The 22,602-nt window shown below is 73.3% G+C and carries 17 protein-coding genes and 1 pseudogene; 5 read left to right on the top strand and 13 right to left on the bottom strand.

The window, feature by feature from the left end; translation table 11 throughout:
* Positions 1-30: 30 nt before the first annotated feature.
* The 6 genes from MTQ10_RS02045 to MTQ10_RS02020 all read right to left on the bottom strand — a co-directional run bounded on the left by MTQ10_RS02045 (position 31) and on the right by MTQ10_RS02020 (position 6,175).
* Entirely contained in the window at positions 31-765 is a 735-nt protein-coding gene (locus tag MTQ10_RS02045) for a polysaccharide deacetylase family protein (protein ID WP_247461551.1), read from the bottom strand.
* Between the two features lie 56 nt (positions 766-821).
* Positions 822-1,544, bottom strand: a complete 723-nt coding sequence (locus MTQ10_RS02040) for a hypothetical protein (protein ID WP_247461545.1) — start codon at positions 1,542-1,544, stop codon at positions 822-824.
* Positions 1,541-2,998, bottom strand: coding sequence for an O-antigen ligase family protein (locus tag MTQ10_RS02035; protein WP_247461543.1), 1,458 nt, complete (start codon positions 2,996-2,998; stop codon positions 1,541-1,543). The genes MTQ10_RS02040 and MTQ10_RS02035 overlap by 4 nt, the downstream gene beginning before the upstream one ends.
* Complete coding sequence (locus MTQ10_RS02030; RefSeq protein WP_247461542.1) at positions 2,995-3,333, bottom strand: hypothetical protein; 339 nt, start codon at positions 3,331-3,333, stop codon at positions 2,995-2,997. The genes MTQ10_RS02035 and MTQ10_RS02030 overlap by 4 nt, the downstream gene beginning before the upstream one ends.
* Positions 3,269-4,612, bottom strand: a complete 1,344-nt coding sequence (locus MTQ10_RS02025; protein ID WP_247461540.1) for an oligosaccharide flippase family protein — start codon at positions 4,610-4,612, stop codon at positions 3,269-3,271. The genes MTQ10_RS02030 and MTQ10_RS02025 overlap by 65 nt, the downstream gene beginning before the upstream one ends.
* 426 nt (positions 4,613-5,038) lie before the next feature.
* Positions 5,039-6,175, bottom strand: coding sequence for a cellulase family glycosylhydrolase (locus tag MTQ10_RS02020; RefSeq protein WP_247461538.1), 1,137 nt, complete (start codon positions 6,173-6,175; stop codon positions 5,039-5,041).
* 152 nt (positions 6,176-6,327) lie between these two features.
* Here MTQ10_RS02020 and MTQ10_RS02015 point away from each other — a divergent pair, with 152 nt between their 5' ends.
* A complete protein-coding gene (locus MTQ10_RS02015) occupies positions 6,328-8,211 on the top strand; it encodes a glycoside hydrolase family 15 protein (RefSeq protein ID WP_247461536.1) in 1,884 nt (627 codons plus the stop codon).
* On the opposite strand, the pseudogene MTQ10_RS02010 reads toward MTQ10_RS02015, so the two are convergent.
* From MTQ10_RS02010 to iolB, 7 genes and pseudogenes are all read right to left on the bottom strand, one after another.
* A pseudogene (locus MTQ10_RS02010) lies at positions 8,096-8,884 on the bottom strand (class I SAM-dependent methyltransferase); the annotation flags it as partial. The gene MTQ10_RS02015 and the pseudogene MTQ10_RS02010 overlap by 116 nt on opposite strands.
* A gap of 7 nt (positions 8,885-8,891) precedes the next feature.
* On the bottom strand, positions 8,892-10,142 hold the full coding sequence (locus MTQ10_RS02005; protein ID WP_247461534.1) for an aminotransferase class I/II-fold pyridoxal phosphate-dependent enzyme: 1,251 nt from the start codon (positions 10,140-10,142) through the stop codon (positions 8,892-8,894).
* Between the two features lie 19 nt (positions 10,143-10,161).
* On the bottom strand, positions 10,162-13,296 hold the full coding sequence (locus MTQ10_RS02000) for a putative bifunctional diguanylate cyclase/phosphodiesterase (RefSeq protein ID WP_247461532.1): 3,135 nt from the start codon (positions 13,294-13,296) through the stop codon (positions 10,162-10,164).
* A gap of 218 nt (positions 13,297-13,514) precedes the next feature.
* Positions 13,515-14,603 (bottom strand): UDP-glucose 4-epimerase GalE, encoded by a 1,089-nt coding sequence (gene galE / locus MTQ10_RS01995; protein ID WP_247461530.1) that lies wholly within the window; start codon positions 14,601-14,603, stop codon positions 13,515-13,517.
* 128 nt (positions 14,604-14,731) lie between these two features.
* Positions 14,732-15,523 carry a GntR family transcriptional regulator gene (locus MTQ10_RS01990; RefSeq protein ID WP_308404531.1) on the bottom strand — a complete coding sequence of 264 codons (792 nt, stop codon included), beginning with the start codon at positions 15,521-15,523 and terminating at the stop codon, positions 14,732-14,734.
* 101 nt (positions 15,524-15,624) lie between these two features.
* Complete coding sequence (iolD, locus tag MTQ10_RS01985) at positions 15,625-17,490, bottom strand: 3D-(3,5/4)-trihydroxycyclohexane-1,2-dione acylhydrolase (decyclizing) (protein WP_247461528.1); 1,866 nt, start codon at positions 17,488-17,490, stop codon at positions 15,625-15,627.
* Complete coding sequence (iolB, locus tag MTQ10_RS01980) at positions 17,487-18,380, bottom strand: 5-deoxy-glucuronate isomerase (protein WP_247461527.1); 894 nt, start codon at positions 18,378-18,380, stop codon at positions 17,487-17,489. The genes iolD and iolB overlap by 4 nt, the downstream gene beginning before the upstream one ends.
* A 288-nt stretch (positions 18,381-18,668) precedes the next feature.
* On the opposite strand from iolB, the gene MTQ10_RS01975 reads away from it, so the two are divergent.
* The 4 genes from MTQ10_RS01975 to MTQ10_RS01960 are packed head-to-tail and all read left to right on the top strand — an operon-like array spanning position 18,669 to position 22,569.
* On the top strand, positions 18,669-19,682 hold the full coding sequence (locus tag MTQ10_RS01975) for a sugar ABC transporter substrate-binding protein (RefSeq protein ID WP_247461525.1): 1,014 nt from the start codon (positions 18,669-18,671) through the stop codon (positions 19,680-19,682).
* Complete coding sequence (locus MTQ10_RS01970; RefSeq protein ID WP_247461523.1) at positions 19,682-20,749, top strand: ABC transporter permease; 1,068 nt, start codon at positions 19,682-19,684, stop codon at positions 20,747-20,749. The genes MTQ10_RS01975 and MTQ10_RS01970 overlap by 1 nt, the downstream gene beginning before the upstream one ends.
* A gap of 7 nt (positions 20,750-20,756) precedes the next feature.
* Positions 20,757-21,665, top strand: a complete 909-nt coding sequence (locus MTQ10_RS01965; RefSeq protein WP_247461521.1) for an ATP-binding cassette domain-containing protein — start codon at positions 20,757-20,759, stop codon at positions 21,663-21,665.
* Position 21,666: 1 nt separating this feature from the next.
* The gene (locus MTQ10_RS01960) at positions 21,667-22,569 is read left to right on the top strand and encodes a sugar phosphate isomerase/epimerase family protein (RefSeq protein WP_247461519.1); all 903 of its coding nucleotides are present in this window, start codon (positions 21,667-21,669) and stop codon (positions 22,567-22,569) included.
* Positions 22,570-22,602: the final 33 nt, after the last annotated feature.

Here is a 22,602-nt window from a genome sequence, read left to right as displayed (position 1 = left end):
GTGCGGTCCCACGGCCGGGGGCGGGCGGTCTCACGGCCGGGGTGCGCGGCCGATCAGCGAGTGCAGCCCGGACCGTACGGCCGGGACGCGGCCGGAGAGGCGGCGCATCGCGGGATACACCCGCCAGGTCTTCAGCCGGAACGTCACATCCGTGTCGATGGACGTGATGTCCACACGCGGCACGGCGAACCTCCCGGCCCCCTCGTGCACGGCGAACGCCACCCGGAACCCCGCCTCCGCGACCGCCCGCCGCGCCGCCGCGTCATGGTCGCCGTACGGATAGGCGTACGCGAGAGGACGGCGGCCCGTCAGCCCGGCCAGCACCCGTGCCGCCTCCGTCACGTTCAGCGCGAGCGTCCGCGCGTCCACGCCCGGCAGCCGGGGGTGGTCCCAGCCGTGGCACTCGACGTCCAGGCCCGCCGCCGCCAGCTCCCGCACCCCGTCGGCGTCCACCAGCGGCTCGTCGGGCATCTCCGGCATCCAGCGGGACCGCCCGCCGAGCAGCCCGCTGAGCACGAACACCGTGGCGGGCACCCCCAGCTCCCGCAGCACCGGCAGCCCCTCCTCCAGGAACGGCTGATAGCCGTCGTCGAACGTCACCAGCACACTGCGCCGCGGCCCATCGCCGCGCAGGTACTCCGTCAGCGTCAGCGGGCGCCAGCCGCGCTCCAGCAGCGAACCGAGCTGCCGGCGCAGCGTGTCCGGCGGTACGAACAGATTGTGCGGATCGTGCGCCGCCGTACGGACGCCGACCGCGTGATACATCAGCACCGGCGGACGGTGCAGCGTCGTCCGCGCACCGTCCGGGGCCGGCGCCCGCCTCACGACCGCCCCCGGGACCTGCGGTCCAGGTAGCCGACGGCGTACGCGACCCATCCGGCGACCAGCAGGGCCGCCGCCACCGCCAGGGTGCGCAGCAGCGGACGGGACGGCTGCACCTCGGCCGAGCCCGCCGCGGCCGGGCCGGTGACCGACGCCGACACGAACCGGTCGTCCGCCGCGTCGCGCGCCACGATCGCCCCGATGGTGTTCGCGGCCCGCGCGGCCTCGTCACGCTGGGACAGCGACACCTTGATGGTGAGGTTGCTGGTGTCGGACGGCTGCGCCACCGACAGCGCGTCGTGCAGCTCGTCCGACGACAGCGACGTGGCCCGCGCCGCCTGGTCGACCGTGGGCGTGGAGCCCGCCACCACCGCGTATTTCTGCGCCACCAGACGGATCGCGGCGGCGTCGACGTTCAGCTGGGTACGCGGCGAGAACGACACCGTGCAGGTGGCCACGTAGCGGGTCGGCAGCAGTTCGATCACGAGCAGCCCGATGCCGAGCACCAGCAGCCCCGACACCAGCGCCGCGATGATCCGCCGGCGACGGCTCGGGTGGCCCCGGCCGTCCCGGGCGTCCCGCGCGCCCGCCTGCCCGTCGCGTACCCCGACGTGACCGTCCGGGGCTCTGACCTGTTCGTCCGGGGCCCCGGCCCGTTCGTCCCGGGTCCTGCGGCGGGCGGCGGGCCGCACATACGTCGTCGTCGGTGTGTCCTTGTTCATGTCGACCGTCCCACACTCGGGTCACCGTCCCGGCGCGCCGAACGCACGCGTGCGCACGCGGCGAGCAGACCGATGACCAGCCACGTCATCACCTGAAGGACCGGGTTGCGGAGCGGATAGTCGACCACTCCCTGACCCAGCACGGCGGTCAGAGCGGCGGTCGCCGCCGCCGACACGCTCCGCACCGTCAGCGCGAGCACCGGCGGCTCACGCGCCCCGCCCTCACCGGGCGGCCGATCCGGCATCCGCCGGTTCCGCAACGCCTCCCACGCGCCGACACCCATGACGGCGGCGAGCAGCGTCAGCCCCAGCACCCCCTGCTCGGCACCCAGACCGAGGAACAGGTTGTGCGCGTGATCCCAGCCGCGTGCCGGAGTGACCGTCGCCCCCTGGTTCGCGGCGGCGGGGAACGCGTCCGGCCCGGTGCCCAGCACGGGATGCCCGACCAGCTGGTCGATCGCCTCACCCCACAGCGCCGGCCGTTCGTCGTACGGATTGCTGCGCCAGCTCACGATGGACTCCAGCCGCTCGGTGACGATGTTCCGAGCGGCCAGTTGCGGCCGGGTCGCCACATAGCCCACGACGGCGGCGAGACCGAGCGTCACCGACACCATCAGCGGGCGCCGTGCCTCCGGCAGCAGCACCGCCAGCACGACCAGCCCCAGCCCGGCGCCGAACCACGCCCCCCGGGACAGGCTCAGCACGAGCGCGGCCAGCGCCAGCGCCGCACACACCCCGGTGAGCACGGCCAGAGGCGCACGTCGCCGACGGGCCGCCAGCACGCTGACGCCGACGCTGAAACACAGCACGATCGCCGCGGCCATACCGAGCTGGTTGGGCTGCGTGAAAATGCCCCTGGGCCGGTTCACGACCAGCGTCGCGTCGTAGTCGGCCCGCAGATCCGACACCGACGTCAGCGCCGTCGCGCACAGCACGGCACCGCCGACGCTCACCGACACGGCCAGCATCAGCAGATCGTCGACGTCGACCGTCGCCATGACGATCGCCACGACGAGGGCCAGCCCGATCAGATAGTTGGCGTCCTGCCGCAGCGAGCTGGGGACGTCGAAGCTGGTCAGGGTGGACAGCAGCGCCGACACCACGAGCGCGGCGAGCAGCGCGGCGATCGGCGACCAGCCGAGCCGCTGCCCGTGACCGCGCACCCGCGCCGTCACGACCACCACCACGGCCGCCGCGATGAGCACCTTCGACAGATGCGTCGACAGCGGCACCTCGACGTTGCCGGTCATGGGGATCAACGCGACCGCGCTGACGGCGAGGACCGGCCGCTGCACGGCAGCCACCGTCAGCCACACCAGCACGGGCACGCCCAGCAGGACCGCCAGGCCCAGCGGCATGCTCCGCCCGGACACCCACAGCCCGGCAGCGGTCGCCACCATCGCCGTGCCCACGCCGAGCGCGGTGTGCCGGTCGAGCACCATGGCCCGCGTCATCGTTCTCCGCCCCCGTCACCGGAGCGCGGCAGCGGACGCCGGCCTGAACGGCCGGTGCCCGGCGGGAAGTCGCCCATTCCGGTGCCGTACGAGGGCCGCGTGCCGCCGGCCGTCGGCCGCGGCCCGTCCGGCCGCACGTCCTCGGCGTCGCCGCCGGCCCGCGACCGCCGGCCCGCGCCCGCACGCTCCACCAGGCCGCGCAGCACCCCCGCCGCCCACGCCACGTCGAGCGCCCTGACCGCGCCCGGCACCAGCGGCAGCACCCGCGGGTCACCCCGGCGGGCCGCCCTGGCCCACGGCAGCGACAGCCGGGCGACGGCCACGACGCCCGGCACCCACAGCACCCGGCGCGCAGGCCGGGCCCGGACCGCACCGGCCGCCGAGCCCGCCTCGCGCCGCCCGCGCACCGGCGGGGCCGTGACGACCGTGGCGGCCACCGCCCGCACCGCCCAGCCGACCAGCCGGCGACGGTCCGCCTCGCGCGCCACGTCCCGGCCCTCCCGGAACGCGGCGGCCACCGCGTGCCGCAACGGGGCCCGCAGCTCCCGCCGCACCTCGGCCGCGCCCACCACCGCACACCGGTGACCGGCCCGAGCCGCCGAACCCGCGAAGGACACGTCCGAGCACGGTGTGCCCCCGGCACCACAGCACCACCGCGTACGGCGCGAACACGACGGCCATCATGCTGACGCCCTGTTCGGTGAAGCGCCGCACACGCGCGGGATCCGGGTCGGCGGCCATCAGCGGGAACACGGTCCGCGCCGTGACGAAGCTGACGAACAGCGTGGTCTCCAGCAGCCGGTACACGGCGGCGTAGATGCCGACCTCGCGGTCCCCGGCGAACCAGGCGATCATCAGCGTGTCCACACGGAACAGCACCATCAGCACCAGCGACGCCACACCGATGACCCACGTGCCCCGGTTCAGCTCCACCAGCCGCGCCCGGGACACGGCACGCCAGTCCGGTGCGAAACCCGTGCGGCGCATCAACAGCGCCGCCAGCAGCGGCCCCACGACGGTACCGGCGCAGAACGCGACCGCCAGACCGGTCAGCCCGGTGCCGCCGAACAGCGCCAGCAGCGCGAGCGCGGCCGTCAGCTGCCGCTGCACCAGGTGGATGACCGCCAGCACGCGCTGCCGTTGCAGTGCCGCTGCCGCCGCCCGGTAGGCCTCCGTGTACGTGTCCATCAGCACGGCCGCGACGATGAGCAGCCCCGCCGCCGTGCCCTGGTCGCCGGAGAGGGACGTACGCCCCCACAGCCCGGCGATCACCGCGAAGACCAGCACGATGAGCAGGGTGCGCATCGCCAGCAGCCCGGCGAGGAGTGCCCGCAGCCGGTCCGGGCGTGCGCTGGCCCGCTGGATGACGGTGATGTCGTACCCCCACTGCGGCACCACCGCCGCGAGGGTGCCGATCGCCAGCGCGTAGGAGAACGCGCCGAAGTCGACCACGCCGAGCATGCGGGCGGCGCCCACGGTCAGCACCAGCATGGAGACCTTGCCGAGGATCTCGGCCACGCCGAGCGTCATCGCGGTCCGCGCGGTGTGCTCCGGCCGGACCGGCAGCACCCCGCGGCCGGAGGGACCGCCGGATTCCTCGTCGCGCGCGGACATCAGCGCCACACCCGGGCGCCCCGGCCGAAACGGGCGGCGTACCGGAGACGAGCGGCGCGCGGGAAAAGGACGGCGTGCGGGAAACGGACGGCGTTCGGGAAACCGGCGACGGCCGGACCGGACCCGGCCGGCGAACGGACCGCGGCCCGACCGCAGTCCGCGCCGCGAGACGGTACGACCGCCGCCGAACGGACGCCCACCACCCGACCGCCCCCGGCCGGAAGCGGAACGGGCAGGCGGCAACGCCGTGCCCCCGCGCCGCTGTTCACGCGCACCCGGGACGGGCACCCCTAGCCGCTCCGAAGCGGCGGGGGAGCAGCAGATCGCGACCGGCTCGTGCAGCATGTGATGGCTTCGGCGAAGGTCCCCGATTCCGTACAGGCTCCATGCTTGCTCATCCGCCCCACCCCTGCCAGCCGGGCCGGATCACCCGCCGTGCGGCGCGGCGATCGCGTCGCGCAGCGCCCCGAAGGCGGGTTTCGCCGTTCCGTCGTACCGGCGCAGGCCGAAGAAGTTCTCCGGTGTGGACCGGTCGGTGCCCTGGTCGCGTTCGGTGTACCAGATCAGCGTCCGCACCAGCGGTGTGCGGCGCGCGGTGCGCACCGCCTCCGCCGCGATCTGGGCCTGCCGCCCCTCCGTCACATGCGTGGGCTCCTCGCCCGCCGGCGTGGTCCGCCCGTCCGACGCCGGGCCGGGGCCGTTCGTCGGTGCGCCGAACTCGGTGATCCACACCGGTGTGTCCGCCGCGTCGTGCGCCGTCAGCAGCCGGCGCAGGCTGTCGCGGGTGCGGTCGATCCTCGCCCAGTCCAGCGCCGGGCCCGTCGCCGTGCCGGGCAGGGCGGGGTACGTGTACGGGTGGTAGCCGACGGCGTCGACGGACCGGCCGCCGCCCCGCGCGAGGACGGCCGCGAGGAAGTCCGGCGCCGAGATGTCACGGCCGGAGGTGTCGGGGGCGGCGAGCCCGCCGAGGACGACACCGGCCGACGGGTCGGCCCGCCGCACGGCCCGGCTCGTCGCCCGCAGCAGCGTGGTGTACGCGGCGGGATCGGGGGCCGGCTGCCAGAACACGGGAATGTTCGGCTCGTTCCACACCTCCCAGCGGTGGACGTCCCGAGGCGCGTACCGGCGTGCCGCCGCCCCCGCGAACGCGGCGAACGCCTCCGGGTCGGCGGGCGCGCACTTGTCCGTGCCGCAGCCCGCGGGGCGCGCCCACGGCGGGGTGTACGCGAGCACCGGGAGCACGTCCAGTCCCCGTTCCTCGGCGGCGCCGACGACCCGGTCGAACTTCCACCACAGGAAGTCGCCGTGCGGAACGGGCTGGATGTCCGCCCACGACAGGTCGGCCCGCACCCATCGCGCGCCGACCGTGACGGCGTCGTCGAGGGCGGCGGAGAGTTCCCGGTCCGACATCCACACCAGGCGGTTGCCGTACGCGATGCCGAACTCCACACCGGGCGCGGACCGTGAGGGAGCACAGGCCGTGGCCGTCAACGCCCAGGTGAGCCACACGAGCAGCGCCGCCCACGTGGCCGCACCACGGTGTCCGCGCCGGATCCGGGCCACGCCTCCAGCCTAGGTCCTGTCCGACGGTTCCCGTCCGCCACGGACAGCACCCCGGAGCCTCCGGCGGGGGGCGGCTTCGGCGCACCGGGTGCCCGGCCCGTGACGGGCGTATGGTGGAAAGCGGCACAGTGCATGACGGCGTGGTCCCCATCATGAGTTCTCCCATCGAGGATTACGCCCTTCTCAGCGACCTGGAGACCGCCGCGATGGTCGGCCGGGACGGGTCCGTCGACTGGCTCTGCATGCCCCGATTCGACTCCCCGGCCTGCCTCGCCGCCCTGCTGGGCACACGCGACAACGGGCTGTGGCGGATCGCCCCCGCCGGCGCCGGCCGCTGCACACGCCGCGCCTACCGGCCCGACACGCTCGTACTGGACTCCGAGTGGGAGACCGGCGGCGGGGCGGTCCGGGTCACCGACTTCATGCCGCCGCGCGCCCAGTTCCCCTGCCTGATCCGTGTCGTCGAGGGCCTGCGCGGCGCGGTCCCCGTCCGCAGCGAACTGCGGCTGCGTTTCCACCAGGGGCGTGTCGTTCCCTGGATCCGCGACACCGGGCCCGGAGTGCTCGCCGTCGCCGGACCCGACGCCGTGTGGCTCAGCACCGACACGCCCGTGCCGGACACCGGCGGGCCCGTGCCGGGCGGTGACGACGGCTCCACCGTGCTGGACTTCACCGTCCACGCCGGACAGCGCCTCGCACTGACCCTCGCGTGGTCGCCGTCGCATCTGCCCCGCCCGCCGGCCGCGCTGGACGTGCCCGCCGAGACGGCGCTGAAGGAGACCTGCGGCTTCTGGCGGTCCTGGACCGCCCAGTGCCGTTACACGGGCCCCTGGCGCGACGCGGTGGTCCGCTCCCTCATCACGCTGAAGGCCCTCACGTACGCCCCCACCGGAGGTATCGTCGCCGCCCCGACGACCTCGCTGCCCGGGCGGATCGGCGGCGACCGCAACTGGGACTACCGCTACTGCTGGCTGCGCGACTCCACCCTCACCCTGTCCTGCCTGCTGCGCAGCGGCTACCGCGAGGAGGCCACCGCCTGGCTGGACTGGCTGCTGCGGGCCATCGCGGGCGACCCCACCGACCTGCAGACGGTGTACGGCGTCGGCGGGCAGCGGCTGCTGCCGGAGAGCGAGGCGCCCTGGCTGCCCGGCTACGAGCAGTCCCGGCCGGTGCGGTTCGGCAACTCGGCGGCCGGCCAGTACCAGCTGGACGTCTACGGCGAGGTGCTGGACACCCTGTGGCTGTCGCTGCGCATGGGCATCCCCATGCCGGCGCGGGTGTGGGGCGTGGTGGAGGCGCTGATGGGTCACCTCGGGCGGCACTGGGCCGACCCCGACCAGGGGCTGTGGCAGACCCGCGGTCCGCGGCAGCAGTTCGTGCACTCCAAGGTGATGGCGTGGGTGGCCGCCGACCGGGCCGTCCGCATGGCCCGGCACCTCGGCCGCGACGGCCCGTCCGGCGCGTGGCGGGCCCTGCGCGACCACATCCACCGGGAGGTCTGCCGGCGGGGCTTCGACCCCGGCCTCGGCGCGTTCGTGCAGTCCTACGGCTCCTCCGTGCTGGACGCGTCGGCGCTGCTGATGCCCGCGCTCGGCTTCCTGCCCGCCCACGACCCGCGCGTCCAGGGCACCGTACGGGCCGCCGCCGCCCTCGACGAGGGAGGGTTCCTGCACCGCTACACGGCCGGAGACGGCGCCCGGGACGGCACGGCAGGCCGGGAAGGGACGTTCGTCTCCTGCTCGCTGTGGTTCGCGGACGCCCTCGCCGCGACCGGCCGCCTCCACGAGGCCCGCGACGTCTTCGAGCGGGTCCTCGCGATCCGCAACGACGTCGGGCTCCTCGCCGAGCAGTGGGACCCGGTCGCCGGCCGCCAACTGGGCAACGCCCCGCAGGAGTTCAGCCACCTCGCCCTGATCGGGACCGCGTTCGCGCTGTCATCAGCACCATCCCGGAGTCCCCGTAGTCCGGCAGCGTCGGATCGGCGTCGATCCGGGTCACCGCGAGCTCCTCGGTCAGCGGCGCGAACACCGCCCTGACCGTGTCCGCGTCCACCGGACAGCCCGGCCAGCGCGAGGCACGGCCGATGCGGTACGTCGGCATGTTCTCCATGAACGCGGCGACCAGCGGCCCGCCGGGCACCACGCATGCCGCGAACACCCGGCACAGCGCCTCGAACTCGGCCCGGTCCTCGGTCACGCTCTCCGCCACGAAATGCATCGACCCCAGCCCGTACGACCCCCCGGGCACGGCCCGTACGTCGCCGTGCACCACCCGCACCGCCGCCAGCGCCCCGGCAGGAGTGGCCGGCACCGCCGGCAGCAGCCGTCGGCACAGCGCGTGGAACGGCCCCCACGCGGCGTCCGGTCCCCGCCGCAACTGCCGCCGCAGATACGCCACATTGGCCGCGCCCGCCTCCACCGCGTCCACACGGCGGCTCACCGCCGCCGCCAGCATGAGCGGATACAGGTTGGGTCCGGCGCCGAACTCCACCGCGCCGGCGACCGAGCCCGGGCGCAGCGTGCGGTAGAACGCGGCGTGATGGGCGATGACCGCCGCGTCGCACGGGTGCAGCACGCGGTAGTTCTCCGCGAGATAGTCCTCGACCGGCCACCGGTCCCAGTCCACGTCGGCGTTGCGGACAGGCGCGGCGGGTACGGCGGCGCGCGGAGGCGGCCGGGCCGCGAGCGGGCGGGGAGGCCGCGCGGGCATGCCGTCGTCACCTCTTCAGCCGCAGCGCGCCGCGCTCGGCGAGCAGGGTCAGCGTGTCGTCGAGCCGGTCGATGTCCTCGTCGGAGTTGAGCGCCGTGATCTGCGCGCGGAAACCCACCCGGTCGCGCGGGACCAGCGGATAGGCCGCGACCGTGACATAGATGCCCCGGTCCCACAGCAGCCGCACCACCTCGTCCAGGTCCCCGTCGTCGGCGAGGGGCAGCTCCACGATCGGGAAGCCCTGCTCGCACGGCGTGTCCAGGCCGAGCGCGTGGACGTGCTCCACGACCCGCAGCGTCTTGCGGTACAGATCGGCGCGGATCTCGTCCCCGCGCCGCTCGTTGACGTCCAGCCCGGCCAGCACCGTCGCCAGCGACGCGGTCGGGGACGGACCCGAGTACAGGTACGGGCCGGCGGCCACCTTCAGCCGGTCCTTCAGCGGGGTGGGCAGCGCGAGGAACGCCAGCAGCGAGGAGTACGCCTTGGAGAAACCGCCCACGAGGACGATCCCGTCGTAGCTCTCCCCGGTGTGCCGTACGACGCTGTTGCCGCGTGAGCCGTACGGGCACGGCTCGCTCTGCGACCGCTCCCCGATGACGCCGAACCCGTGCGTGTCGTCCACGTACAGCGTCGCGCCCCGCTCCCGGCAGACACGCGCCAGCAGCGGCAGATCGGGACTGTTCCCGGTCATGCTGTCCACGCCGTCCAGGCACACCAGCCGCGGCCCCGTGCCGTCCGCCGCGCCCAGCAGGGAGTCCAGCTCGTCGGGCCGGTCGGCGCGGAACCGGGTGAGGGTCGCCCCCCGCGCCCGGGCCGCCACACAGCCGTCGTACACCGTCTTGTGCGCCCGGGCCTCCACGAACACATGGCCCTCGTCGGCCAGGACCGGGATCACCGACGCGTGGATCAGTGTCGCGGTCGGCAGCAGCAGCGTGTCCGGCGCGCCGAGCAGCGCCGTCAGACGCTCCTCGATCTCCGGGTACAGCCGCGGGTTGCCGATCAGCCGCGACCAGCTGGGATGGGTGCCCCAGCGGCGTACCGCGGGCTCGATCGCCGCGATGATCTCCGGGTCCCAGTCGAAGCCGAGATAGTTGCAGGACGCGAAGTCGATCAGCCAGTGGTCGCCGCTGCGGATGTGCCGCCCGCGCACCTCGTCGAGGACCGCGTCGCTCATCGGGCTGGTGCGCCGCAGACGCTCCAGGTCCCGCCAGCGGGGATCGCTCAGGACCGCGGGGAGTTCGGCCGCTGGTGCGTGCATGGTGGTGCTCCCTGTCCGCTCAGCCGTCCGGTGCCGGCCGGGCGTCGTTGCCGTGGTGCAGGACGGCTTCGCTCTGTTCCACGGTCATCGGCCGCGCGAACAGGAAGCCCTGTCCGAACGGGCAGCCGATGTCCGACAGCAGCCGCTTCTGCTCCTGTGTCTCGATGCCCTCGGCGATCACCTTCAGGCCCAGGGTGTCGGCGAGGTGGACGATGCCCTCCACGAGGGCGACCTGCTGCGGGTCCGACGGGATCTCGTCGATGAACGACTTGTCGATCTTCAGGACGTCGATGGGGAAGTCCCGCAGATAGCGCAGTGAGGAGAAACCGGTGCCGAAATCGTCCACGGCGATGCTCACGCCGAGGTCCTTCAGCGCCCGCAGCAGCCCGTCGATCTGCGGCGTGCGCTGCATCAGCACCGACTCGGTGAGTTCCAGCTGAAGCGTGTTCGGGGCGAGCCCGGCCGACTCCACGGCCCGGCACACCTCGTCGAGGAAGCCGTTGTCCCGCCACTGCCGCGCCGAGACGTTGACGCTGATGTACGGCGGCCGTGCGCCGGGCCGCCTGCGTTGCAGGCGGGCGATGTCCGCGGTGGAGTTGCGCAGCACCCAGGAGCCGAGCGCCGATATCCGGCCGGTCTCCTCGGCCAGCGGGATGAACTGTCCCGGCGGCACCGCGTCCTGCCCGAGCCGCGGCCAGCGGGCCAGCGCCTCGAAGCCGACGATCTCGCCCGCGCGGATGTCCACCACCGGCTGGTAGCGCAGCCCGAACTCGTGCCGGGCGAGCGCGGTGTCCAGCCGTACCTGTAGATCGTGGCGGCGCAGCATACGGCTGCGCTGCTGCGGCTGGAAGCGCCGCCACTGCCGTTTGCCGGCGGCCTTCGCGGCGTACAGGGCGAGATCGGCGAGGGTCAGCAGCTCCTCGGCGTCGGTGCTGTCCTGCGCGGTGGCGACGCCCACGCTGGCGGACACGCTCACCGACTCCACCGACAGCTGGAACGGCCGGCTCAGCCGCTGGATGACCTGCGCGGCCAGCAGCTCGGCGTCCAGGGGCTGTTTGGCGTCCTCCATCAGCACCGCGAACTCGTCGCCGCCGAGCCGGGCCGCGGTGTCGCTGCGGCGCAGCGTCGCCGACAGCCGCTCCGCGACCGCGCACAGCAGCCGGTCGCCCATGGAGTGCCCCATCGTATCGTTGACGATCTTGAAGTCGTCGAGGTCGATGAAGAGCAGGCAGGTGATCGTCGACTCGCGCCGGCCGCGCAGCAGGGCGCGTTCGGTCCGCTCCAGCAGCAGCGTCCGGTTGGGCAGCCCCGTCAGCGAGTCGTGGAAGGCCCGCTGGGTCAGCTCGTGTTCGAGCTGGCGCTGCTCGGTGACGTCCCGCAGGGTGACGACGAGCCCGCCGACGGTCGGATCCTTGCGCAGGTCCCGGCAGCGCACGTCCACCTCGATACGGGCTTTGTCGCCCTCCACCCACCAGTGGTCCTGGGCCTCCTGCCGGCCGAGGGAGCGCAGCGTCGTCAGGGTCCGCACCACGCGCGCGCGTTCCTGCGGCGCGACCAGGTCGGGCAGCTGCCGGCCGGTCAGGTCGGCCGTGCCGAACACGGCCTCCGCGGACGGGCTGGCGTAGCGGACGGTGCTGTCGCCGTTGACGATCAGGATGACGTCGGAGGCGTTGTGCACGAGGGTGCGGAAGTACGCCTCGCTCTCCCGGCGGATGATCTGCCGCCGCAGGGCGAGGCGCTCGCTGGCGAGCGCCGCGTGCGAGGCCAGCAGCTCCAGGGAGCCCCGCATCTCGGTGAGGTTCTGTCTGGGGCCCGCGGCCAGCAGGACGCCGTGCAGGGTGCCGTCCGAGGGCTGGGTCAGCGGGCACAGCAGGGCGTGCGGCAGGCCGTCGAGCGGCGCGGCCAGCTCCGGCCCGAGCGCGGGGACGGGGACCAGCAGCGTGGACCGGCGCACGAGGGCGGCCCGGTCGCCGCGGGCGGGGCCGCTCCCGTTGGCCGGGCGGCGCGTCCCGGACAGGGCGGGGGAGCGGGCGAGGCGTTCGTAGAGCCGGTCGGCGTCCCGCGGCGGCAGCAGCCGGTGGGCGTGCGGCACCCTGGGGCCGAAGAGGGCGTCGACGGCCCGGTCGCAGGCCCGCTCGATCTCCTGCGGCCACACGGACGCCACGAGCGGGGAGGCCGCGGCCCGCAGCGCCTGCTCCCGGGCGACGGCCTTGCGGTGGGCCACGACCATCACCGCGAGCCGCAGGATGACCAGCAGGAACAGCACACCGGAGAACACGGCCAGGGCTGTCGCGTCCCGCACCCGGCCCGCGGTCTCCTCGGCGATCAGGACCAGCGGCGGTACGAGCGTGGCGGCCGTCAGCAGCGCCAGTTTCCGCCAGGGCGGCAGCAGCGACTGCGGCGGTGCCGCGACCTCCGTCAGCTCGACCATGGAGGGGTGCAGGGCGGCCAGGCCCCACGCCGCGTAGAAGACGACCCAGCCTGAGTCGCCGAGGGTGCCCACGTGCCAGGCGTCGTGCAACTGCAGGACGCTGTAGGGGATGTCGTTGGCGAGCAGCCCGACCGTGCCCAGCACCAGCAGCCGTACGGACGTGTTGCGGCGGGAGCCCGGGGACGGCGCGAGAAGACGGACCAGCATCGCCAGGACCAGGATGTCGCCCAGCGGATAGGCGACGCTGACGACGCGGTCCTGCCAGGCGAGCCCCTCCTGCCGGGCGAGCGGCTGCATCATGTACACCCACACCGGCAGCGCCAGCCCCGCGGTGATGATCAGCGCGTCGAGCAGGCTCGGCAGGTCACGGTCCGGCCAGCGGTAGCGCACCAGCCCGAACAGCCCCGCGGTCAGCAGCGGGTACATGGCGAGGTAGAACGCGTCCGCCGGTGACGGGAACGGGTTGGACGCGCCGAGGAAGGACTCCTGCACGTTGTACGCGGTGTCCCCGGCGGTCAGGCACACCAGTCCGCCGGCGAGGGCGTACCAGGGCCAGTGACGTGCGGGCCGGTGGAGACGGACCCCGGCGACGACGGCCGCCGCCGCGCTCAGCCCGGTGACGGCCCAGGCAGCCGTACGGGACGGCGTGACGGTCATGTACAGGCCCGTCGAGACCCCGACCACCACGACGAGGACCACCATCAGCCGACGGGCGGCCGGCACCGGCAAGCGCCTCCCCGGATCGAACCACTCCCGGCCGTGCGGGGTGCGACGGCCCGGGCGTGCACGACCGATCGTATGCACGCCCGGGGCGCGGTCGCATCTCGTCGCGCCGCCCACGCCCGCGGCGTCGGGGCCGGCCGGCGGCGGGTGCCGTGCGGGCCGGTGCGGGCGCCCCGGGTCGCCCGGCGCCGGCCCGCGAGCCCCGCACCGCACGACCGTCAGCCCTTCGGGTCGGGCCGGCGGGCGGAGTCCGCGTAGCCCTGCGGGTTGAGCCGCTGGAAACGCCACGCGTCCCGGCAGATGTCCGCGAGGCCACGGCTGGGCCGCCAGCCCCAGGCACGGGCGAGGGCGCCGCAGTCGGGGACGAGTTCGGCCACGTCACCGGGGCGGCGGCCGGTCACCTCGTACGGGATGGGCCGGCCCGACGCGCCGGAGAACTCGGCGACCACGTCGAGGACCGATCTGCCCTCGCCCGTCCCGAGGTTGAACACCTGCATGCCGGGCCCGTCGGCGAGGTGGTCCAGAGCGATGCGGTGGGCCTCGACGGCGTCCATGACGTGCAGGAAGTCCCGCACCGGTGTGCCGTCCGGGGTGGGGTAGTCGGAGCCGAACACCCGCAGCCGGTCGCGCCGGCCCACCGCGACCTGCGCGACGAGGGGCAGGAGGTTCTCCGGCGGGACGCGGGGGTCCTCGCCGAGCAGCCCGCTGGGATGGGCGCCGGCGGGGGTGGGGTGGCGCAGGCACAGCACCGTGCACTCGGGGCAGTTGCGGCATATGTCCGCGAGGATCTGCTCGCAGATCGACTTGGCGAGGGCGTAGGGGGTGGCGGGCCGGACGGGGGTGCTCTCGTCCAGCGGGCCCCGTCCCGCGTCCCCGTAGACGGCGCAGGACGAGGGGTAGACGAGCCGGTGCACACCGTGCTCGTGCATGGTGCTCAGCAGGGCGGTCGTCCCGCCGATGTTGGCGTCGTGGTACTCGGCGGGCATCCGCGCCGACCGGCCGGCCGCCTTGTGCGCGGCAAAGTGCACGACGGCGTCCACGGAGTGGCGGTCGAAGACGGCGGCGAGAGCGCGGCGGTCACGGATGTCCAGCTCGTACACGGCGCCGAGGAAACGTCCGGCGATCCGGGCGACCCGGGCGAACACCTGCGGTGAGCTGTTGCTGTAGTCGTCCACCACGATCACCTCGTAGCCGTGGTCGAGCAGAACGACGCAGGCATGACTGCCGAGAAAACCGGCCCCGCCGGTGACGAGGACGGTCGACGGCGCCCAGGAGGCACCGCCGTGGGCGGTCGCGCTGCGCGTCATGAGGGACGGCTCCCGCGGGCGAATGGACGTCACGCCGTATGTTTACGGTGTATCCGTCCACAGTGCGCCCGTTCCCCCGGCCCGGTCAAGGGCCCCGCGGCCGTCCCCGGCCAGGGACGTACGGCTCTCTACGGCCGGACCAGCAGCCGGAAGTCGAACGCGTACAGCGACGCCCGGTAGATGTGCGTGCCGTACTCCACCGCGCGACCCGTGTCGTCGTACGCCGTGCGCGTCATCGTCAGCAGCGCCGCGCCCGGCGTCTCGTCCAGCAGGGCCGCCTCCCGCTCGGTCGCGCAGCGCGCGCCGATCGTCTGGTGGGCGCTGTGCAGGGTGATCCCGGCCGCGCGCACCATCCGGTACAGGCCGGTCGACTCCAGGCGCGCCCGGTCCAGGTCGAGCAGGGAAGCGGGCAGGTAGTTGCACAGGTGCGCCACCGGCCGGCCGTGGGTGCGGCGCAGCCGCTCCAGGACCGTCACCGGGTCACCCTCCGGCAGGCCGAGCGCGGCTGCCGCCTCGGCGGGGGCCGGTACCGTCTCCAGACGCAGGACGTCGGTGGTGGGGCTCTGCCCGGCGGCCTCCAGATCGTCGTAGAGGCTGCTCAGCTCCAGCGGGCGCCTGACCCGGCTGTGCACGACCTGGGTGCCGACGCCTCGGCGGCGCACCAGCAGCCCCTTGTCGACCAGCGACTGGATCGCCTGACGGACCGTGGGCCGGGACAGCCCGAGCCGGCCCGACAGATCGACCTCGTTGCCGAGGAGGTCGCCGGGGGCGAGGACACCGCCGTCGATCGCCGCCTCCAGCTGCTGGGCGAGCTGGTGGTACAGCGGCACGGGACTGGCCCGGTCCAGTGCGAACCGGACGGAGTCCAGCGCCGGGCGCGCGGCGGTGGTGCGGGTGGTGCGGCCGGATGTCCTCGTCACCGGGGTCCCCCCTTCGGTCCTGTACGGCGATACGGCCCGGGCCGGCCGGTGGGTCCGGGCCCACCGGGGCCGGCCAGGCCCGGGCCTCGCCGAACTTGCGGTCACAGGTGGTGACGGCGGGCCGCCACCTCGCGTTCGTACTGCTCGCGGGCGTCGACGGCCGCCTCCCGGGCGGCGACCTCGGCGACCGGCACGTCCCACCAGGCCTGCGCCGGCGGCGCGGTGGGCGCCGGGTCGGTCTCGACGTACACACAGGTCGGCCGGTCGGAGGCGCGGGCCCGCGCGAGCGCGTCGCGCAGCTCGCCGACCGTCTTGGCGCGCAGCACGTCCATGCCGAGGCTGGCAGCGTTGGCGGCCAGGTCGACCGGGAGCGGCGCGCCGGTGAAGGTGCCGTCGGGGGCGCGGTACCGGTAGGCGGTGCCGAAGCGCTCGCCGCCCACCGACTCCGACAGGCCGCCGATGGAGGCGTAGCCGTGGTTCTGGACCAGGACCATGTTCACGGGCAGGCCCTCCTGGACCGCCGTGACGATCTCCGTGGGCATCATCAGATAGGTGCCGTCGCCGACCAGCGCCCACACCACCTCGTCCGGTGCCGCCTGCTGCACCCCGATCGCGGCGGGGATCTCGTAGCCCATGCAGGAGTAGCCGTACTCCAGGTGGTACTGGCGCGGGGAGCGGGCCCGCCACAGCTTGTGCAGGTCGCCGGGGAGCGAACCGGCCGCGTTGATCACCACGTCCGTGTCGCCGACGACGGCGTCCAGGGCGCCCAGCACCTGCGTCTGCGTCGGCACCGCGCTCGGGTCGTCGGCCCGGTAGGCGGCCTGAACCGCCTCGTCCCACCGGTCCTTGCCGGTGCGGTACTCCGCCTCGTACGCGCCCGCGACCCGGTGGCCCGCGAGGGCCTGCGTCAGTGCCTCCAGGCCGGCACGCGCGTCGCACACGAGGGTGCGCGCGGCGAGCTTGTGCGCGTCGAACGCGGTGATGTTGAGGTTGAGGAAGCGGACGCCGGGGCGCTGGAAGAGCGTGCCGGAGGCGGTGGTGAAGTCGGTGTAGCGGGTGCCGACGCCGATCACCAGGTCGGCGGTGCGGGCGAGGTCGTCGGCGACGGCGGTGCCGGTGTGGCCGATGCCGCCGACGTCGGCCGGGTGGTCGTGGCGCAGGGAGCCCTTGCCGGCCTGGGTGGAGGCGACGGGAATTCCGGTGACGTCGGCGAACGCCCGCAGCGCGTCCTCCGCCTCGCTGTGGTGGACGCCGCCGCCCGCGATCAGCAGGGGCCGCTCGGCCTCCCGGACCGCCCGCACGGCCTCCGTCAGCTCCTGGGGGTCGGGGGCGGGCCGCCGTACCCGCCACACGCGCTCGGCGAAGAACTCCACCGGCCAGTCGTACGCCTCCGCCTGCACGTCCTGCGGCAGGGCGAGGGTGACGGCGCCGGTCTCCGCCGGGTCGCTGAGGACGCGCACCGCGTGCAGGGCGGAGGCGATCAGCGCCTCGGGGCGGGTGATGCGGTCGAAGTAGCGGGAGACCGGGCGGAGGGTGTCGTTGACGGAGACATCGGCCTCCACCGGGTGCTCCAGCTGTTGGAGCAGCGGGTCGGCGGGGTGCGCGGCGAAGTAGTCGCCGGGCAGCAGCAGCACCGGCAGCCGGTTGATCGTGGCGAGGGCGGCGCCGGTGACCAGATTGGTCGCGCCCGGGCCGATGGAGGTGGTGACGGCCTGCGCGGAGAGCCGGTTCAGCTGGCGGGCGTGGGCGACCGCCGCGTGCACCATCGCCTGCTCGTTGCGGCCCTGGTGGTACGGCATCACGTCCGCGTACTCGACCAGCGCCTGGCCGAGGCCCGCCACGTTGCCGTGGCCGAAGATGCCCCAGGTGCCGGTGATCAGCCGGTGCCGGGCGCCGTCGCGCTCGGTGTACTGGGCGGCGAGGAACCGCACCAGGGCCTGGGCGGTCGTCAGACGGACGCTGTTCATCGGGACCTCTCGTGGGCGGTGTACAGGGGCAGCCGGGGGTCGACGGGCTGCGCGGGCCAGGTGTCGCGGATCCAGGCGTGACCGGGGTGGTCGCAGATCAGCCAGGCCCGCTCGGCGCCGGGACCGGCCATGACGTTCAGGTAGTACATGTGGTGGCCGGGCACCGCCATCGACGGGCCGTGCCAGCCGTCCGGGATGAGGACCACGTCCCCGTCGCGGACCTCCGCCAGCACGTCGGTGCCGCGACCCCGCCCGGAGGGGGAGACCCGCTGGTAGCCGAGGCCTGGGGTGCCGTCGTGGGCGGCGAACTCGAAGTAGTAGATCTCCTCCAGCACGCTCTCCTCGCCGGGCCGGTCCTCGTCGTGCTTGTGCGGCGGGAACGACGACCAGTTGCCGCCGGGGGTGATCACCTCGACCGCGATCAGCCTGTCGCACTCGAAGACGCCGGCCGCGCCGAAGTTGTTCACCTGCCGGGAGCAGTTCCCGGTGCCGCGCAGCTCCACGGGCACGTCGAAGGCGGGGCCGTAGCGGGCGGGCAGCCGGCGCTCGCAGCGGGCGCCGGTCAGCGCGAACCGGCCGCCGCCGGGGGAGATGACGGTGGCGGCGGCGTCCCGGGGGACGTACACGAAGTCGCTGACGCCGCTGAACACGTCGGGGCGTCCGGCCAGCTCGAAGGTCTGCTCGCCGGTGTCCTCGGCGACGGTGACCGTGCAGCCGCCGGCCAGCGGCAGCACGATCCACTCGCTGCCGGCGGCGTCGAACGTGTGCGTCCCGCCCGGCGGCAGGTCGAGGACCTTCAGGGCGGAGAAACCCCAGCCGGCCCGTTCCGGCGTGATGTCGACGGCGTAGGGGCCGGCGGCCGCCTTGCCCGCCGGCAGGTGATACGTCATCTCGGTGCCTTTCGTGGTCACGGGGCCTCGCGTGCCGGACGGCCGGCGGCCACGGGTCGCCGGCCGCTGTCGCCGCCCCCGGGATGCGCGCCCGGTGATCCGCGCGCGTACTGGGGGTAGACCCAGGTGTAGGCGGCCGACACCACAATGTCAATGGTTTGTACTTACATTCGGACCTGAGTGTGAAATGATGTCATGACAAAGTATTGACAGCGGACGCGGCAAGGACAACGATCCGGTCCCAACGCAACAGCCTTTCCCCTCGTCGCACAGTGAGGTGCAGGAAAGATGGACCGCTCTTCTCACTCCCGCAGACTCGCCCCCGTCGTGGCTCTCGCCGCGGCGGCGGCCCTGACCCTCGCCGGCTGCTCCAGCAGCTCAGGCGGAAAGAAAGCCGAGGAGGGCGGGGACAGCGCCTCTGCCGGCAAGGCCACCACTCCACGGATGACCGTCGCCCTGGTCACCCACCAGTCGCCCGGCGACACCTTCTGGGACATCGTCCGCAAGGGCGCCGAGGCCGCCGCGGCCAAGGACAACGTGAAGCTGATCTACTCGGCCGACCCCAACGCGGGCACCCAGGCCAACCTCGTGCAGAACGCCATCGACCAGAAGGTCGACGGCATCGCCGTCACCCTCGCCAAGCCCGACGCCCTCAAGAGCGTCATCAGCAAGGCGACCGCCGCCGGCATCCCCGTCGTCGGCCTCAACTCCGGCGTCAGCGAATGGAAGCAGCTCGGCCTGCTCGAGTTCTTCGGCCAGGACGAGACCGTCGCCGGCGAGGCCCTCGGCAACAAGCTCAACGACATCGGCGCCAAGAGAGCCGTCTGCGTCATCCACGAACAGGGCAACGTCGGCCTCACCCAGCGCTGCGACGGCGTGAAGAAGACGTTCTCCGGCTCCCTGGAGAACCTCTACGTCAACGGCACCGACATGCCCTCGGTCAAGTCGACCATCACCGCCAAGCTCAGGCAGGACACGAACATCGACCACGTCATCGCGCTCGGCGCGCCCATCGCGCTGACCGCCGCCCAGTCGGTGGACGAGTCCGGCAGCAAGGCCGAGGTGGCCACCTTCGACCTCAACAAGGAGCTGACCGGCGCCATCAGCAAGGGCACCATCGAGTTCGCCGTCGACCAGCAGCCCTACCTCCAGGGCTACCTCGCGATCGACTCGCTGTGGCTCTACAAGAACAACGGCAACTACATGGGCGGCGGCGAGCAGCCGGTGCTGACCGGTCCGGCCTTCGTCGACAAGTCCAACGTCGACCAGATCGACAAGTACGCCGCGAAGGGCACCCGGTGATGAGCATGACCCAGCAGGCTGCGCCGGCGGTGGGCACACCGCCGGCCCCCGGCCGGGACGGCCGCACCCGGCAGCGCTCCCTCGCGCTGCGGCTGCTGGCCCGGCCCGAGGTCGGTGTCTTCCTCGGGGCGGTGGCGGTCCTCGTCTTCTTCCTCATGGCCGCCCCGACGGTGCGCCAGGGCAACTCCATGGCCACCGTCCTCTACCAGTCCTCCACCATCGGCATCATGGCACTGCCGGTCGCCCTGCTGATGATCGGCGGCGAGTTCGACCTGTCCGCCGGCGTCGCCGTCATCACCTCCGCGCTCACCGCGAGCATGCTCAGCTTCCAGCTCACGGTGAACGTGTGGACCGGCGTCGTCGTCGCCCTGATCGTCTCCCTCGGCATCGGCCTGTTCAACGGCTGGATGGTGGTGAGAACCGGGCTGCCCAGCTTCCTCGTCACCCTCGGCACGTTCCTGATCCTCCAGGGCGTCAACCTCGCCGTGACCAAGCTCGTCACCGGCAACGTCGCCACCGACGACATCAGCGACATGGACGGCTTCGACCAGGCGAGAAAGATCTTCGCCTCGTCCTTCGACATCGGCGGCGTCGATGTGAAGATCACCGTCGTGTGGTGGCTGGTCTTCGCCGCGCTGGCCACCTGGGTGCTGCTGCGCACCAAGTACGGCAACTGGATCTTCGCCGTCGGCGGCAACAAGGAATCCGCCCGCGCCGTCGGCGTCCCGGTGAACTTCACCAAGATCACCCTGTTCATGACGGTCGGATTCGGCGCCTGGTTCGTCGGCATGCACAACCTGTTCTCCTTCAACACCGTGCAGTCCGGCGAGGGCGTCGGCCAGGAACTGATCTACATCGCCGCGGCCGTCATCGGCGGCTGCCTCCTCACCGGCGGCTACGGCTCCGCCATCGGCCCGGTCTTCGGCGCGTTCATGTTCGGCATGGTCAACCAGGGCATCGTCTACGCCGGCTGGAACCCCGACTGGTTCAAGGCCTTCCTCGGCGTGATGCTCCTCGGCGCCGTGCTGATCAACCTGTACGTCCAGCGCACCGCGACCCGGAGGTGACCCCGCGATGACCACCGAGAAGACCCACGGCGCGGTCCTGGCGGACACCCCGCCCGCAGGGGACGCCCCCCTCGTCGAACTGCGCGGCGCCGGCAAGTCCTACGGCAACATCCGCGCCCTGCACGGCGTCGACCTCACCGTCCATGCCGGCAAGGTGACCTGCGTCCTCGGCGACAACGGCGCCGGCAAATCCACCCTCATCAAGATCATCTCCGGGCTGCACCAGCACACCGAGGGCGAGTTCCGCGTCGACGGCGAACCCGTGCGGTTCAGCAGCCCCCGCGAGGCCCTCGACCTCGGCATCGCCACCGTCTACCAGGACCTGGCGACGGTGCCCCTGATGCCCGTGTGGCGGAACTTCTTCCTCGGCTCCGAGATGACCAAAGGGCCCTGGCCCGTACGCCGCCTCGACATCGCCCGGATGAAGAGGACCGCCGACGAGGAACTCCGCAACATGGGCATCGTCCTCGACGACCTCGAACAGCCCATCGGCACCCTCTCCGGCGGCCAGCGCCAGTGCGTCGCCATCGCCCGCGCCGTCTACTTCGGCGCCCGCGTCCTCATCCTCGACGAGCCGACCGCCGCGCTCGGCGTCAAACAGTCCGGCGTCGTCCTCAAGTACATCGCCGCCGCCCGCGACCGCGGACTCGGCGTCATCTTCATCACCCACAACCCCCACCACGCCTACATGGTCGGCGACCACTTCAGCGTGCTGCGCCTCGGCACCCTGGAACTGTCCGCGGACCGCAGCGAGGTCAGCCTCGAGGAGCTGACCAACCACATGGCCGGCGGCGCCGAACTCGCCGCGCTCAAGCACGAACTCGCCCAGGTCCGCGGCGTCGACGTCGAGGAGCTGCCCGAGGAGCAGGACCTCACCGCTCCCGCGGCGACCGGCACCGAGGAAGGAACCCCCTGACATGCCCGCTGCCCTCGACCGCATCCGGGTCGGCTCCGCACCCGACTCCTGGGGCGTCTGGTTCGCCGACGACCCGCTCCAGGTGCCCTGGGAACGCTTCCTCGACGAGGTCGCCGAGGCCGGCTACGAATGGATCGAACTGGGCCCGTACGGCTATCTGCCCACCGACCCCGCGCGCCTCGCGGACGAGGTCGGCAAGCGCGGCCTGAAGGTCTCCGCCGGCACCGTCTTCACCGGCCTGCACCGCGGCCCCGCCGTGTGGGAGTCCACCTGGGCCCACGTCAGCCAGGTCGCCGCCCTCACCCAGGCCATGGGCGCCCGCCACCTCGTCGTCATCCCGTCCTTCTGGCGCGACGACAAGACCGCCGAGATCCTGGAGCCGCCCGAGCTGACCGGCGAACAGTGGGCGCACCTCACCAAAGGCATGGAACGCCTCGGGCACGAGGTGAAGGAACGGTACGGGCTCGACATCGTCGTCCACCCGCACGCCGACACCCACCTCGACACCGAGGCCCACGTCGAGCGCTTCCTCGACTCCACCGACTCCGACCTGGTCAACCTCTGCCTCGACACCGGGCACTACGCCTACTGCGGCGGCGACAGCGTCAAGCTGATCGAGACGTACGGCGAGCGCATCGGGTACCTGCACCTCAAGCAGGTCGACCCCGACATCCTCGCCGAAGTCGTGCGCGACGAGGTGCCGTTCGGGCCGGCCGTCGCGCGGGGCGTGATGTGCGAACCGCCGTCCGGGGTGCCGGCGCTGGAGCCCGTGCTGGCGGCGGCGCAGAGGCTGGGGGTGGAGCTGTTCGCCATCGTCGAGCAGGACATGTACCCGTGCGAGGCGGATGCGCCGTTGCCGATCGCGGTACGGACGCGGAAGTTCCTCCGCTCCTGCGGAGCGTGACGCCCTGACGGGGCCGACGGCTCCGCCCCCCGA

The organism is Streptomyces sp. XM83C, from assembly GCF_023072675.1.
Classification (GTDB): domain Bacteria; phylum Actinomycetota; class Actinomycetes; order Streptomycetales; family Streptomycetaceae; genus Streptomyces; species Streptomyces thermocoprophilus.
Note: the sequence above shows the minus strand (reverse complement) of the source record. Positions and strands in the feature narration are given on the sequence as shown.